Annotated in this window: 13 protein-coding genes and 1 pseudogene; 5 read left to right on the forward strand and 9 right to left on the reverse strand. The window is 58.7% G+C overall.

Annotated features, from left to right (window positions below; translation table 11 throughout):
* Positions 1-10 precede the first annotated feature (10 nt).
* From LGM20_RS14500 to LGM20_RS14510, 3 genes are all read right to left on the reverse strand, one after another.
* Complete coding sequence (locus tag LGM20_RS14500; RefSeq protein WP_044522485.1) at positions 11-880, reverse strand: aldo/keto reductase; 870 nt, start codon at positions 878-880, stop codon at positions 11-13.
* A 77-nt stretch (positions 881-957) separates the two neighbouring features.
* Positions 958-2,160 carry an MFS transporter gene (locus LGM20_RS14505; RefSeq protein WP_044522483.1) on the reverse strand — a complete coding sequence of 401 codons (1,203 nt, stop codon included), beginning with the start codon at positions 2,158-2,160 and terminating at the stop codon, positions 958-960.
* Positions 2,161-2,232: 72 nt separating this feature from the next.
* Positions 2,233-3,369, reverse strand: coding sequence for an alpha/beta hydrolase (locus LGM20_RS14510; protein ID WP_044522481.1), 1,137 nt, complete (start codon positions 3,367-3,369; stop codon positions 2,233-2,235).
* Positions 3,370-3,541: 172 nt separating this feature from the next.
* Between LGM20_RS14510 and LGM20_RS14515 the strand changes: the two genes are divergently transcribed.
* Positions 3,542-4,426, forward strand: a complete 885-nt coding sequence (locus LGM20_RS14515) for a LysR family transcriptional regulator (protein ID WP_023289368.1) — start codon at positions 3,542-3,544, stop codon at positions 4,424-4,426.
* A 323-nt stretch (positions 4,427-4,749) separates the two neighbouring features.
* The gene (locus LGM20_RS14520; RefSeq protein WP_032452571.1) at positions 4,750-5,136 is read left to right on the forward strand and encodes a VOC family protein; all 387 of its coding nucleotides are present in this window, start codon (positions 4,750-4,752) and stop codon (positions 5,134-5,136) included.
* Between the two features lie 167 nt (positions 5,137-5,303).
* On the opposite strand, the gene LGM20_RS14525 is transcribed toward LGM20_RS14520, so the two are convergent.
* Both LGM20_RS14525 and LGM20_RS14530 read right to left on the reverse strand, forming a co-directional pair.
* Positions 5,304-6,920, reverse strand: a complete 1,617-nt coding sequence (locus LGM20_RS14525) for a peptide ABC transporter substrate-binding protein (RefSeq protein ID WP_023289366.1) — start codon at positions 6,918-6,920, stop codon at positions 5,304-5,306.
* Positions 6,917-7,035, reverse strand: a pseudogene (locus LGM20_RS14530) (hypothetical protein). Before LGM20_RS14530 ends, LGM20_RS14525 begins: the two are co-directional and overlap by 4 nt.
* A gap of 72 nt (positions 7,036-7,107) precedes the next feature.
* On the opposite strand from LGM20_RS14530, the gene mpaA reads away from it, so the two are divergent.
* Positions 7,108-7,815: a murein tripeptide amidase MpaA gene (gene mpaA / locus LGM20_RS14535; protein ID WP_032452569.1), complete on the forward strand. Its 708-nt coding sequence runs from the start codon at positions 7,108-7,110 to the stop codon at positions 7,813-7,815.
* Here mpaA and ycjG read toward each other — a convergent pair.
* A complete protein-coding gene (gene ycjG / locus LGM20_RS14540) occupies positions 7,812-8,777 on the reverse strand; it encodes an L-Ala-D/L-Glu epimerase (protein WP_044522478.1) in 966 nt (321 codons plus the stop codon). The genes mpaA and ycjG overlap by 4 nt on opposite strands.
* A gap of 102 nt (positions 8,778-8,879) precedes the next feature.
* On the opposite strand from ycjG, the gene tpx reads away from it, so the two are divergent.
* Positions 8,880-9,386: a thiol peroxidase gene (gene tpx / locus LGM20_RS14545; RefSeq protein ID WP_008805229.1), complete on the forward strand. Its 507-nt coding sequence runs from the start codon at positions 8,880-8,882 to the stop codon at positions 9,384-9,386.
* A 70-nt stretch (positions 9,387-9,456) separates the two neighbouring features.
* On the opposite strand, the gene LGM20_RS14550 is transcribed toward tpx, so the two are convergent.
* From LGM20_RS14550 to LGM20_RS14560, 3 genes are all read right to left on the reverse strand, one after another.
* The gene (locus LGM20_RS14550) at positions 9,457-10,509 is read right to left on the reverse strand and encodes an AbrB family transcriptional regulator (RefSeq protein WP_023289363.1); all 1,053 of its coding nucleotides are present in this window, start codon (positions 10,507-10,509) and stop codon (positions 9,457-9,459) included.
* Positions 10,510-10,610: 101 nt separating this feature from the next.
* Positions 10,611-12,152 carry a transcriptional regulator TyrR gene (gene tyrR / locus LGM20_RS14555; protein ID WP_023289362.1) on the reverse strand — a complete coding sequence of 514 codons (1,542 nt, stop codon included), beginning with the start codon at positions 12,150-12,152 and terminating at the stop codon, positions 10,611-10,613.
* A gap of 172 nt (positions 12,153-12,324) precedes the next feature.
* Positions 12,325-13,638: a 6-phospho-beta-glucosidase gene (locus tag LGM20_RS14560; RefSeq protein ID WP_044522475.1), complete on the reverse strand. Its 1,314-nt coding sequence runs from the start codon at positions 13,636-13,638 to the stop codon at positions 12,325-12,327.
* Between the two features lie 158 nt (positions 13,639-13,796).
* On the opposite strand from LGM20_RS14560, the gene LGM20_RS14565 reads away from it, so the two are divergent.
* A complete protein-coding gene (locus LGM20_RS14565) occupies positions 13,797-14,651 on the forward strand; it encodes a LysR substrate-binding domain-containing protein (protein WP_044523164.1) in 855 nt (284 codons plus the stop codon).
* Positions 14,652-14,677: the final 26 nt, after the last annotated feature.

Raw genomic sequence — 14,677 nt, forward strand, 5'->3', positions numbered from 1 at the left:
TGAGCCACGATCAGTCGTGGATTTTCACCCCCAGACAGCCGCGAACGAATTCAGGGTTAAAGTGTTTCACTGCTTCGCCAACGTAACCTAAATCCAGATCGCTAATTTGCGCCATTTCGCGCGCGGTGAGCGAGAAATCCCAGATGGCAAAGTTCTCTTCAATACGCTCCTGGCGGGTGGATTTAGGAATGACCGTGACGCCTCGCTGCACGTTCCAGCGCAGGACCACCTGAGCAACGGTTTTTTGGTGGGCATCGGCAATCTCCTGCAGCATAGCCTCTTCATACGGATTATGTCTGCCACCGCCTAACGGCGCCCAGGCTTCCGGCTGAACGTGATAGTGCATCATGGTTTCCAGCGCCGCGGGCTGCGCGAAATAAGGATGTAGTTCGACCTGATTCACCATCGGCCTGATTCTGACGGTTTCGCAGAAGTTAGCTAACACATGGGCATAGAAATTGGACACGCCGATCGCTTTGAGGGTACCGGCTTCATAAGCCTCCTCCAGCGCGCGCCAGGCGCTGAAATAATCGCCCATCGCCTGATGCAACAGATATAGATCGAAGTATTCCAGCCCGGATTTTTTTAAGGACGCGGCAATCCCGGCTTTCGCCATTCCGGCGTTGGCCATGTCCTGAACCCACAGTTTGGAGGTAATAAATAGCGCCTCGCGGGTACACAGACCTTCGGCGATGGCTTCGCGAACGGCCTCCCCCACCGCATCTTCATTATCGTAGACGGCGGCGGTATCGACGAGGCGGTAGCCGGTGCGAATGGCGTTCAGCACCGACCGCTTACACTCTGCTTTATCGGTTACCTTAAAAACGCCAAAACCCAGCATCGGCATTTTACGGTTGTTACTTAATACGCAATATTCCATGGTCAGCCCTCATCTTGTTTAACCATCATGGTAGGCCATAAACGTCGCCGTGATTACCCTGTCATTTGTGATTTGACTTATGCATCCAGCTCATTAATCGGCGTGCGCTGAGATGAGCTGATTTTGGCAGAGAGCAGAAAAGTCGCCCCTGCCGCCGCCAGCAGTAACAGACCGCTCAGTGCAAAATTGCTGCGCCATCCCAGACTATCAAACACCAGGCCGCCTGCCGTTGACCCGAGGGCAATCGATAGCTGGATCACGGCGACCATCAGACCACCGCCCGCCTCCGCATCCTCGGGCAGCGTCCGCGCAATCCACATCCACCAGCCGGTGGGTGCGGCCGTCGCCAGCAGGCCCCACAGGCTTAACAGTACGGCGACTGATCCCGGGTGGCGTCCGGCCAGCAGAAGCGTTCCGGCAATCGCGGCCATGACCAAAGGGATAGCCACCAGCGTCGGATAAAACCGGGCGTTCAGCGCGCTCGAAATAAGCAGCGTGCCGACAAAACCGGCGGTACCCATCGCCAGCAATATCAGGGACAGACCAGAGGAACTGACTCGGGTCACGGTCTCCAGAAACGGTCGCACATAGGTAAATAAGGTAAACTGCCCCATAAAAAACAGCCCGCAGGCCAGCAATCCAAGGAATACCGTCGAGCGGCGGAACAGACCCAGCACGGTTCCCTGCGGCTGTGGTGCGCGCTGGCTTTTCATCGACGGCAGGCTAACGCATTGCCAGACGAAGGCCACCATCGCCAGCGGGACGAGACATAAAAAGGCGCCGCGCCAGCCGACGGTGGCCCCCAGGTAGCTGCCCAGCGGCGCTGCCACAACGGTGGCCAGCGCGTTGCCGCCGTTAAAGGTGGCCAATGCGCGGGGGACCTGACGTTGCGGCACCAGGCGAATGGCCGTTGCGGCCGACATAGACCAGAAGCCGCCGATGACGATCCCAATGAGCGCCCTGCCCAGCATATAAACTGGATAGCTGGACGCCAGGGCAATCATCATTCCCGAGACCGCCATCAGCGCCGTGAGCGCTAACAGAAGGTATTTACGATCCCGTGCTCCCGCAAGGCGAGAAATGCTCAGGCTGGTCAGCACCGCCAGCGCGCCTGAAATGGCAATGCCCTGACCGGCTAATCCCTCGGTGACGCCTAAATCGCCAGCGATGGGCGTTAACAGGCTGACCGGCATAAATTCTGAGGCAATGAGTACAAATACGCAGAGCGTCATCGCCAGGACGCCGCTCCAGTGTGCCCGGGTGTGACTTAATGCAAACATTGTTTATCTCCGACAATACAAAGCCGCCCGCAGGCGCGTGGCGGCTTTGGGGATGTCTCCGGCACCGGAGATCTATTTCAGGTTGGTTTTAAAGAACTGCTCAAACTGACTAAAGGGAATTTTGCCTGCGGCGTTGTCATAAAGATCGACATGGTTTGCGCCAGGGACAATCACCAGTTCTTTCTCGTTGCTGCCAATAGCCTTATAGGCAGCTTCGGCAAAATAGCGAGAATGGGCTTTTTCGCCAGTCACGATAAGCGTCGGAATAGTCACTTCGCCGGCATAATTCAGCAGCGGCATATTCATAAACGACAGCGGCATCGTCGCATTCCTTGCCCCGGTTGAATTAACCGAACGCGGATGGAAACCACGCGGCATACGGTAATAATCGAAGAACTCTTTCAGGACCGGGTTGGGATTGACGGGCAAGGTTTCCGGCAAAATACGATCGGCAGCGCTGACGTTGCCTTTATCATCAACATAAATGTCATGCCCGCCGGGGGCGAAAGTGCCGTTTGCCGCATCCTTCCAGCGCTGCGCGTTCAGGTACTGCAGTACCGCTCGGCGGTCGGCTGTCGTGTAGCGGTCTTTGCCATCGCCGACTCCATGCCCCATCGCGCGGCTCATGTCATACATGACGCTGGTCGCCACCGCTTTGACGCGCGTATCCATCGCCGCGTCGTTTAAGGCCATACCGCCCCATCCGCAAATGCCGAGCAAACCGATACGGTGGCGATCCACCTCTTTTTGCAGGCCCAGAAAGTCCACCGCGGCACTGAAATCCTCGGTATTGATGTCCGGCGAAGCCACGTTACGTGGGTAGCCACCGCTTTCACCCGTATAGGATGGGTCAAACGCCAGGGTGACAAACCCTTGTTCAGCCAGCGTCTGTGCATACAGGCCGCTGGATTGCTCTTTTACCGCGCCGAAAGGACCGCTAACGGCAATGGCGGCCAGTTTGCGGTCGCCGCGATCCTTCGGCAAATAGAGGTCCCCGACCAGGGTGATCCCGTAGCGGTTGGTAAAGGTCACCTTACGGTGATCCACTTTCGTGCTCTCAGCAAACGTTTTATCCCATTTTTCGCCCAGGGAAACGGGCGCGTTCGGATTGGTCGTATCTGCATAACTCATCGTTGTGACTCCACTTAATGAGACGCACAGCAGCATGGCGGGTATCGCGGCTGTCAGTTTTTGGGTGAAAGCAGTCATCAAATTCCCCTTCATTAAACGTGATAGAGACGGTTTTCATACGGACAACGCTGCTGTGCTTTGTTGTCATGCGCCCATTATAGTTAGCAGGATTAGTGCTGATTAGAGGGTGAAAAATGCTAGAATTAATATCATATTGTTATAAATAACAGACGACAGTAGAGAGGGACCGATGGCAAAACGGGAAAACTATAACGATCTTTATCTGTTTATGCAGGTGGTGCGGGAAGGCAGTTTTACCGCCGCAGCGCAACGACTTGGCCTGGCGCAGTCCGGGATCAGCCGTGCGGTTCGTGAACTTGAAGAGCGCCTGGGCGTTCAGCTTCTGGTGCGCACCACCCGCCGTTTGTCGCTCACTCAGGCGGGTGAACAGCTCTATCACAATGTCGAATCCGGTTTCGACGCCTTAGATATGGGACTCGCCACGCTGGCCCACTATCGTCAAACGCCCTCCGGTACGGTACGCATCAATGCCAGCCAGCATGCCATTGATAAAGTCCTGCTGCCGAAGCTGGCAGTATTTAAACAACGCTATCCCGATATCAGACTGGAACTGATCAGCGAAAGCCGGTTTGTCGATATTATTGCGGAGCGATTCGATGCGGGCGTACGTCTGGGCCCGGAAGTCGGAAGCGGCATGATTGCGGTGCGCATTTCGCCCGATATGGAGATGGCGGTGGTGGGTACACCGGAACATTTTCGACGCTACGGCTTTCCACAAACGCCCGCCGATTTAGTCGTCCACCCCTGCATCGCTTATCAGTTTGGCGACGGCAGCCTTTACGCCTGGGAACTTAACGTGGATGGCAAAAAAATCACTCATCCGCCGCAGGGACAGTGGGCTTTCGCCGATAGCTATATGGAAGCCAAAGCGGCCAGGCTCGGTCTGGGGCTGGCCTATGTCCCGGAAGAACTGATTACCGACGATCTAGCGCAGGGCACGCTTATCCGGGTGCTCCAACGTTATAGCCAGCGTCTGGAAGGTTCATTTCTCTATTACCCGCACCGCAATGTGTCGCCCGCGCTGAGAGCGGTTATTGATACATTGCGAATGTAGCAGAGGTTGCCTGCGCGTAGCAGGTATCGGTTGGCGGAGGGGGCTGAGCTCAGAGCTTTCGCTTAATTCCGAACTATGCAAATTGTCATGCAAGGCGGAAATGATCTTATATCAGTATTAATTTTGCGACTTGCCTATTTGATTATAAAGTTATAATACAGCACCGCTTCGTAACAAGTTAAACAACGCATATTTCCCTGCTGCGCAAACCCTTTTTCTTCGCCTACCCACGCCTGTTCTTGAAATACCTCTAAAACGCTTAAGCATTGCATTCCACCTCAGGACTGCCAGGCTATCGCTACGTCAATGGCAAAGGAGGCGTAATGAAAGTCCTCAATATTCTGATCCGTCGATGCGTGCTGCTGAGCTGTTATGAAGAAACCGTTTCGTTCTATGAAAACCTCATCGCGCAGAAGGCGAGGTTGCGCTTCGACTATCCCGAATACGACCTCAAACTGGCGCAGGTGGGTTCGGTGCTTTTAATCGGCGGAACCGAGAAAAGCCTGGCGCCTTTTCGCGCTACCGAGGCCACTTTCCTGGTCAACGACATTTCCGCCTGGGAGAAACATCTGCCTTCCACCGGAGCAACGATTATCAACCCGGTGAAGATCGTGCCAACCGGCTGGAACATGCTGGTTCAGCATCCGGATGGTATGATTGCCGAATACGTTGAGCATCATGACAAAAACCCAGCGGATGAGATCTTCTGATGCTTCGCTTTTAGAGGGTTAGACCTGGTTTCAGTCGGCCATACTACCAGAAAAGTGATGCTTTCTACTGTGGCGGGAGAAGGTGAGCAGGAGAAACTGGCGCCGTAATCCGCGCCAGCTCCGGGTTCAGCAATGGCTACCTGCCCTGAGCAGGAGGCCAGTACGCATCAGTGTTTAACGATATACATGGTACGGCTATAGGCCACATCTTCCGGGTTGGTGATCGGGTAGCCTTTCAGCCACGGCTTAATCAGCCGACCGTTGGTGTACTGGTAGATCGGCGCAATCGGCGCTTTGACCATAATGATCTTCTCCGCCGCGTTGTAATCGTCGTTACGCGCTTTGGCTGAATTTTCCACCGCCGCCTGGGCGAGGATTTTGTCGTATGCCGGATCGTTAAAGCGGGAGATATTTCCGCTGTGGGTGGAGGTCAGCAGCGACAGGAAGGTGGACGGCTCGTTGTAATCCCCTACCCACGAGGCGCGGATCACATCGAAATTGCCGGTGTTGCGGCTGTCGATATAGGTTTTCCACTCCTGATTCTGCAGCTTCACTTCCACGCCGAGGTTCTTCTTCCACATCGACGCCACCGCGATGGCAATCTTCTGGTGGTTCTCAGAGGTGTTATACAGCAGCGTCAGCTTCAGCGGGCGATTCGGGCCATAGCCGGCGGCAGCCAGCAGGGCTTTCGCCTGAGCGTTAAGCTCGGCCTGACTCATGCTCTCAAACTGCGACGGCTGCGGCGTGAAGCCCGCCGTTACGTCCGGGGTAAAGCGCCAGGCCGGTTTTTCCCCGGTCCCCAGCACCTTCTCCGCCATCACCCGGCGATCGATGGTCATACTCAGCGCCAGTCGCACCCGCTCGTCCGCCGTCGGCCCTTTTTGGGTATTAAAGGCGTAATAGTAGGTGCCCAGCTGCGGTGGGGTATACACCTGCCCCGGAATATCCTTCAGCAGCTTCTGATACATATTTTTCGGGAAAGATTCGGTGATATCGATATCGCCGGCCAGATAGCGTTTGGTGGCGGCGGACTCCTGGTTGATCGGCACAAAGGTGACCTGCTGGATCACCGTTTTGGCGTTATCCCAGTAGTGGGTGTTGGGCACCACTACCAGCTTTTCATTCACGACGCGATCTTTCAGAACATAGGCGCCATTGCCCACCAGGCTGCCGGGCCGCGTCCAGTTTGCCCCGCTGTCGACGTTCGCCTTTTGTACCGGGTAGAAGGCAAAGCTGGCGGTCAGGTTGCTGAACCACGGCAGCGGCTTATCCAGCTGCACCCGCAGGGTGTGGGCGTCGACGGCGGTGACCCCCAGGGTCTCCGGCGCGGCTTTGCCGTCAATGATGTTCTGCGCGTTGGCGATCCCCGCCAGCGCGGCAAACCAGGCGAACGGCGAGGTGGTTTTCGGGTCCACCAGACGCCGCCAGCTATAGACGAAGTCCTCAGCGGTGACAGGCGTGCCATCGGACCAGCGGGCGTTATCGCGCAGGGTAAAGGTCCAGACGCGGTTATCGTTGCTCTGCCAGCGGGTCGCCACGCCCGGGATCAGGTTGCCTTTCGCATCCTGATTGACTAAACCTTCAAACAGATCGCGGATCACCTGGATTTCCGGCAGGCCCACCGCTTTAGCGGGATCTAACGAGGCGGGTTCATCTTTGATATGGCGCACTAACAGCTGGTTTTCCGCCAGTACCGTGCCCGGCGGTACGTCCGCCGCCCAGGCCAGAGAAGATACGCTGGCTAACCACAGCGCGCCGCATGTCAAAGCGACAGGATACTTCATAAGATCCCCTTTAAAATGAGAAAAAAACACCGCCAACAGAGCGATAATTATTTGTTTCATCACCTGAAATTGCAAACAACATATGATAGAAAATTGATGTGCCGTCGGATTTCACGCCTCAGGGAATGGGTTTGATTCCAGCACGCTTTTCGCCAACACTACATAATAACGACACACAGGAAGCCCTATGTCTATTTCACGTCCTCGCCCGCAGCGCGGCGACTTTCCGCCGGGGACCCGGCAGTACGGCAGCTCGGAACTGGGCGCGCCGCTGCTGTGGTTTCCTGCGCCGATGGCCGACAGCCGCAGCGGCCTGATTATTGCCGGCACCCACGGCGATGAGAATTCGTCGATTGTGACCCTCTCCTGCGCCCTGCGCACCCTGAAGCCGGAGCTGCGCCGCCATCACGTGGTGCTGACGGTCAATCCTGACGGCTGTCAGCTCGGGCTGCGCGCCAACGCCCGCGGCGTTGACCTCAACCGTAACTTTCCGGCCGCTAACTGGAGACAAGGGGAAACGGTGTACCGCTGGAACAGCGCGGCGACGGAACGAGACGTGGTGTTATTGACCGGCGAACAGCCGGGCTCGGAGCGAGAGACCCAGGCCCTGTGTCAGTTGATCCATCAGATCCATCCGGCGTGGGTGGTCTCCTTTCACGATCCGCTGGCCTGCATCGAAGACCCGGGACACAGCCCGCTGGGACACTGGCTGGCCGACGCCTTCTCACTACCGCTGGTAGGCAGCGTGGGCTACGACACCCCAGGTTCCTTTGGCAGCTGGTGTGCTGATATCGGACTCCCCTGCATCACCGCTGAGTTCCCGCCGGTCTCCGCCGACGAGGCAACCGAGCGTTACCTGCCGGCGATGACCGACCTGCTGCGCTGGCAGGCTTAAAGATGAAGCACGCCGGTGCTGAACCGCAGCGCCGGCTCGACGTCCACCGCCAGCCATGTCGGGCCGTCGAGGTCGGCGAAGCGCGCCAGCGGCGCCAGGGGTAGCGCGGCGGCGATCCCGCGCGAGGTGCAGAGCATACAGCCCAGCATCCGTCCAAAGCCCTGTCGTTCTGCCTCCTCGGCGAGGGCCAGCGCTTCGGTCAGGCCGCCCGTTTTGTCCAGTTTGATATTGACCATCTCATAGCGTCCGCGCAGCCTGGGCAGGCTCTCCCGGGTATGGCAGCTCTCGTCGGCGCAAATTGGCAGCGGATGGACGAAATTTTCCAGCGCCGCATCGGCGTCGGCAGGGAGCGGCTGCTCAAGCATCGCCACGCCGAGGTCCGCCAGCAGCTGGCAGCGCGCCGCCAGCCCCTCGCTGTGCCAGGATTCATTGGCGTCGACAATAAGCGTAGCCTCCGGCGCCGCCTGACGGATAGCGATTAACCGCTCGCTGATCAGCCGGTCGTCGAGCTTCACCTTCAACAGCTGAGCGCCCTTCTGCCACAGCGCCGCGGCGCTGGCCGCCATCTGATCCGCCGTGCCAATGACCACCGTCTGGGCGGTGATCACCCGGTTTGGCAACGTCACCCCCAGCAGCTGGGGCAAGGTTTTGCCTTCGCGCCGCGCCTGCAGATCCCACAGGGAGCAGTCAATGGCATTGCGCGCGGCGCCTGCCGGTAGCAGCCGCTGCAGCTGTTCGCGGGTAAGTCCCGCCTCCAGCTGCTCGCCGATCGCCATCACCTGGGCCATGACCGAAGCGATGCTCTCGCCATAGCGGGGATACGGGGTGCATTCCCCCACCCCTTTCACACCGTCCTCTTCCAGTTCCACCACCACCACTTTTGCCTCGCTGCGGCTACCGCGGGCGATCACAAAGGGGGTGTGGAGCGGCCAGGCTTCCTCATACACTCGCACGTTGCGCATTCCCTTGTCCTCTCTGGTAAATGTTAAATAGGGTTTGCCGTGTAGCTGGCGGATGTCATACACTACTCGCGACGTTAACTATATGTAAACAGGAAGATAACCATGTCACAAACCGTGCATTTCCAGGGCAACCCCGTTTCTGTTCAGGGCACCATTCCGCAGGCAGGCGCTAAAGCGCAGCCGTTTACGCTGGTCGCCAAAGATCTCTCTGACGTCGCGCTGAGCCAGTACGCCGGCAAACGTAAAGTACTGAATATTTTCCCGAGCATTGATACCGGCGTGTGCGCCGCATCAGTGCGTAAATTCAACCAGCTGGCCGCTGAACTGGACAACACCGTGGTGCTGTGCATTTCCGCTGACCTGCCGTTCGCCCAGTCCCGCTTCTGCGGCGCGGAAGGCCTGAGCAACGTGGTGACCCTTTCCACGCTGCGCGGCGCCTCGTTCCTCGCTGACTACGGCGTCGCCATCGCCGCCGGTCCGCTGGCGGGCCTGGCCGCTCGCGCGGTGGTCGTTATCGATGAAAACGATCAGGTTGTCTACAGCCAGCTGGTGAACGAAATCACCGAAGAGCCGGACTACGACGCCGCGCTGGCCGCCCTGAAAGCCTGATAACAGACTGCCCGGGGGCATCGCGCCTGCGGACATGCTATGTACTCAGCCCTCGCTCTGCGGGGGCTTTTTATTGCCGCGGCGCATAGCGGGAAATAGCCCGCGCCATCGCCGGGCCGGTCAGCAGGATGGTAAACAGCCGCAGCGTCTGTAGCGCCATAATAAACGACATATCCGCCCGGGTGCCGGCGGCGATAATCGCCACCGTGTCGAGTCCGCCAGGGCTGGTGGCCAGATAGGCGGTCATGAAATCCATCTGCAGAATGTGGGTCAGGCCGAGGGCCATCAGGGCGCACATCAGGATTAGCCCAAGAATGGAGGCGATAATCTGCGGCAGCGTCTTCAGGGCCAACAGAAAAACCGCCTTGTTAAACTGCAGTCCCACCGTCCAGCCCAGCACCGCGTAGGCCATCGCCAGCAGCCACTCCGGCAGCTCCAGCATCACCCAGCCGCCCCCCTGGGCCAGCGCGCCGAGCAGCATCGGCAGCAGCATGGCGCCGGAAGGAATGCGCAGCCGCACGCCCAGCCAGCAGCCCGCCGCTGTCAGCAGCAGCGTTAAAGGGAAATGAAGGGTCAACGGTGGAAACCAGACGATAGCCTGGCTCATTGTTTGCGCCTCGTTGCCCAGGGCATAGCGCACCACCAGCGCCGCCGCGCCGACGACAAACAGCACTCGCAGATACTGCATCAGCGCCACCAGGCGTACATCAGCCCCGTACTCCTGAGCCATCACCACCATTGCCGACGCCCCGCCGGGAGAGCTTCCCCAGGCGCCGGTGGCGCCCGGCAGCGCGCTGTAGCGGACCAGCAACCAGCCGGTGAGGCCGCTGATCGCCAGGGTCGTTAACAGGATCGCCAGCACCAGCGCCCAGTTGTTGAACAGCACGCCAAAAACGGAGGGGTTAATGGCGCGGGCGATCATACAGCCGACGATAGCCTGCGCCGCCAGATAACAGGCGCGGGGGATCCTCAGCTTCACCCCGCGCAGGCTCAAAATGAGACCGGCAATCAGCGGCCCCAGCAGCAGCGCTGCCGGCAGATGAATGCGTAACAGCAGCGAGGAAAAGAGAATTGAGAGCAGCAGCAATGTCAGCCATTGCCCGATCGCGCGACGCGACGCCAATATGCACCACCCCGGAAAAAGGATTAAAAAACCAGTATATACAGGTTTGGCCCGCTTTGCAGGCCGGGATACCGGCGACGAGCGTCGCCGGCGTTCAGCGATTATTCGTCGCCCTTTTTCTGACTCAAACCATATTCGCGCAGTTTATTGGCGATGGCGGTATGCGACACCCCCAGCCGCTTCGCCAGCTTACGGGTGCTGGGGTAGCTGCGATAGAGCTGGGTCAATACCGAGCGCTCAAAGCGGCGGGTAATGTCGTCCAGCGATCCTTCCATGGCCTCCTCGCCCACCGGCAGCGAGGCGACGTCGTGGTCCGGCAGCAAAATGTCCTGCGGACGCAGCTCGAATCCTTCCAGCTGGGTTAGCGCGCGATAAACGGCATTCTTCAGCTGGCGGACGTTGCCGGGCCAGCTGTAGCGGGTAAGTACCGTACTGAGATCGGCGGAGAGCTTCGGTCGGGGGATCCCCTGCTCATCGGCAAAGCGCGCCACGAACAGCTCCGTCAGCGGCATAATGTCCTGCGGGCAGTCGCGCAGCGGCGGCAGATACAGCGTCAGGACATTGAGGCGATAGTAAAGATCTTCCCGGAACAGCCCTTTCTGCACCAGCTCGACCAGGTTTTTCTGCGTCGCGCAGATCACCCGCACATCAACGTGCACTTCATGATCCTCGCCAACGCGGCGGAAGGTGCCGTCGTTGAGGAAGCGCAGCAGCTTGGTCTGCATTCGCGGCGACATCTCGCCAATTTCATCCAGCAGCACCGAGCCGCCGTTAGCTTGCTCAAAGAAGCCTTTTTTGCCCTGCAGCGCGTCACCGAACAGCTCGCTCTCAACGGCGTCCTCAGGAATGGAGCCGCAGTTGAGCGCCAGATAGGGTTTGCCCGCCCGCGGACTGGCCAGATGGCAGGCGTGCGCCAGCAGATCTTTACCCGTGCCGGTGTCGCCGACAATCAGCAGCGGCGCGCTGAGCATCGCCAGCTTACGCGCTTGCTCCACCACGTGGCGCATTTTCGGCCCCACCGCGAGGATCTGGCTGAAGGCGCTGGTGTCCTGGCTGGTCATGGTCTGCAGCTGGCGTCCCATGCGCACGGTTGAGCGCAGCATCGCCACGGCGCCGGTCAGCACTCGCTCGTTATGCTCCCCTTCCAGATAAACCGGGGTCACTTCCAGCAGGTAGTTCTGCCCATTCACCACCACATGCTCCGCCAGCGTCTCCTGCGGGCTGCTTTCCAGCCAGCGCTGGACGTTAAAATCGTCGATCAGTTGCGCCACCGGATGGTTGCGCAGCTTCGCCTGGCTTTGGCCAAACAGCAGGCAGCTGGCGGGGTTGGCCAGTTCGACCCTGCCTTTGGTATCCAGCGACAGCACCGGCTCCGGCATCGCCACCAGCAGCGCGCTCAGCGCCAGATGTTCACGCTCGGATGGCATCCACGGCACGGTGCGCACGTCTGTCACGCCGGCGATACGGCGGATCTCCGCCATCAGGCTGCTGAAGGTGGCGAACTCCAGTTCGGCAAAATTGAGGTAGATACGGCCAATAGGGTCAATATCGATACCACGCAGATCAATGCCGCGCAGCACCAGCAAATCGAGCAATTCACGAGTCAGACCGAGGCGGTCTTCACAAAAGACTTCAAGACGCATGGGAGTGTTCACCCTAAAAGTGCCAATGACCGGAGAATAATAGGCCAGGAATGGACTTTCGGGAAGCTAACTGTCAACAATTATTGACAGCATGGCGGAAAAATGGGCGTTGCGCCGTAAAGTCAGGCGGTCAGTGGTCAATTAACCGGCCATCCGGCCGGTTAATGGGGGGTTAAGCATGGAAGGCAGGCAGCCACTGGCGGTTATGGGCGATCACTTCATCCAACGCTTGTTCGAGCTTCTCGCCGCTGACAATCAGCGGATTCAGCACCAGCGCGCGCCACGCCGTATGGCGGTTGCCGGTGATGGCGGCCTCGATGGTCAGCTGTTCGAAAGATTTCATCAGCTGCAGCAAACGCAGGGTATCGTCAGGGAACGGCGCCACGTTGAGGGGCAGCGGACCGGAAGCGGTGATCAGCGCGCTGACCTCCACCGCACAGTCATCCGGCAGGCCATTGATGGCGCCGTTGTTGCGCGTGTTGACGTGCATGATAATGCGCTTGTCATTGTAGATGGCATTCATCAGCTCGCAGGCCGCCTCGGAATAGTACTGACCGCCACGGCCCTCCAGCGCCTTCGGTTTAACCGCGAGGTGCGGGTCGCTGTACTGTTCAAACAAGGTTTTTTCCAGTTGCTTAACCACTTCGCCACGGGTCCCTTCGCCGCCCGCCTCCGCCAGCTCCTGACGCAGCAGATCGTCCTTCATGTAGTAATAACGCAGATAGGCGCAGGGGATCATGCCTAAGCCCTGCAGGAGATGCGACGGCCAACGGAACGGCGGAATGTTGCGCGGCACCAGCGGATCCCGACCGGCATTGATCTCGGCGATGACCTCCGGCAGCCATTCTTTTCCTTTGTGCAGGATCTGGCGCACGAAGATAAAGTGGTTCAGGCCGGCGACCTGCATCACTACCTCCTTTTCGTCAGCGCATTGCAGCAGGGTGGTCACCCCTTTTTGCATAATCACCGGCACATTACACAGGCCGACGGCTTTGATGCGACTGTGGCGCAGGATCGCTTCGGTCACCATCCCCGACGGGTTGGTAAAGTTCAGCAGCCAGGCGTCAGGGCAGAGTCGTTCCATATCGGCAGCAATCGCCAGGGCGATGGGAATGGTACGGCAGGCATTGGCGAAGCCCCCAAGGCCGTTGGTCTCCTGGCCGATCAGGCCATACTTGAGGGAAATACGTTCATCGCTGATGCGGGCGTCAAGGCAGCCGGCGCGAAACTGCGAGCAGACGAAATCGGCATCGCGCAGGGCGCTCTCCCGATCCAGGGTAGCCACCACCTCGATGATCAGCCCGGCTTTGGCGATCATTCGCCGCGCCAGTCCGGCGATGATCTCGACTTTCTCTCTGCCCTCTTCAATGTCCACCAACCATAGCGAAGCGACCGGCATCTCGTGATAGCGGTTAAGCAAACCTTCAATCAGTTCCGGGGTGTAGCTGGAGCCGCCGCCAATCACCACAATTTTGAGTCCTGACATGGTATACCTCGGTTTAGTTACGATATAACTATTTAAAACCGGCCAAACTGGCGTAACAAACGAATTAAATCGGCCTATGCATGAAGCAAATTAATGCATAAGGGAGACAACCTGTGCTTGAACAACAAAGCATCCTTGCGCTGCTGCAGACCTTTGAGGTGACCGCCCGCCATTTGAGTTTTACCCTCGCCGCGCATGAAATGAACCTGACCCAGGGGGCGGTCAGCCATCGGATCCGCAAGCTGGAGATGCATATCGGATTTCGCCTGTTTATTCGCATGACGCGTAAACTGGCGCTGACGGAGGAAGGCAAACGCCTGCTGACGACGTTGAGCCATTCGCTGCGGGCGATTAACGATGAAATTGAGGATATTCGCGAACAGGATCTGCGCGGCACGCTGCATATTGGTATTGCGCCGACCCTGGCCCATCTTTGGCTGATGCCGCGCCTGCCCCGCTTCCAGGCCCAGTGGCCGGGACTAAATCTACAGTTTCGCGTCCGCGCCGGGGTGATGGATTTTAACGAGGAGCGGGTGGACCTCGCGATTTATTACGGCGCCACGCGCTATCCCGATCTTCATCAACAACGGTTGATGGCGGAAAGTTTGCTGCCGGTCTGCTCTCCGGAGTATCGCCGGCAGTATCGCCCGCTGAGCGGCGGTGACGCGGCGGCGATCGTCTGGATCCATGCCTGCGAATCCACCGACGTGCAGGATCAGTTTGCCGAATGGCGCCTGTGGTGCCAGCAAAGCGGACAGGCGTTACCCTTTGACGGCCGGTATTACGCGGTGAACAACCACTCGCTGGCCATTGAGATGGCGCTGAATGGACTCGGGGTCGTGATGGGGCGTAAAACGCTGATCCAGCCGCTGCTCGCCACCGGGAGACTGGTAGCCTTGTCCGAAGACGAGGCGGAATCTCCCTTTGGCTATGATCTGATTTGTCCGCAGGAGAACCGCTCGCGCCCGCGCTTTCGCGCCTTCAGCGAGTGGCTGGCGGCGGAATGCGTATGACCGGACATTGCCCGCGGCGCGGCAGG

The sequence above is a fragment of the Klebsiella quasipneumoniae subsp. quasipneumoniae genome (genome assembly GCF_020525925.1).
Classification (GTDB): Bacteria; Pseudomonadota; Gammaproteobacteria; order Enterobacterales; family Enterobacteriaceae; genus Klebsiella; species Klebsiella quasipneumoniae.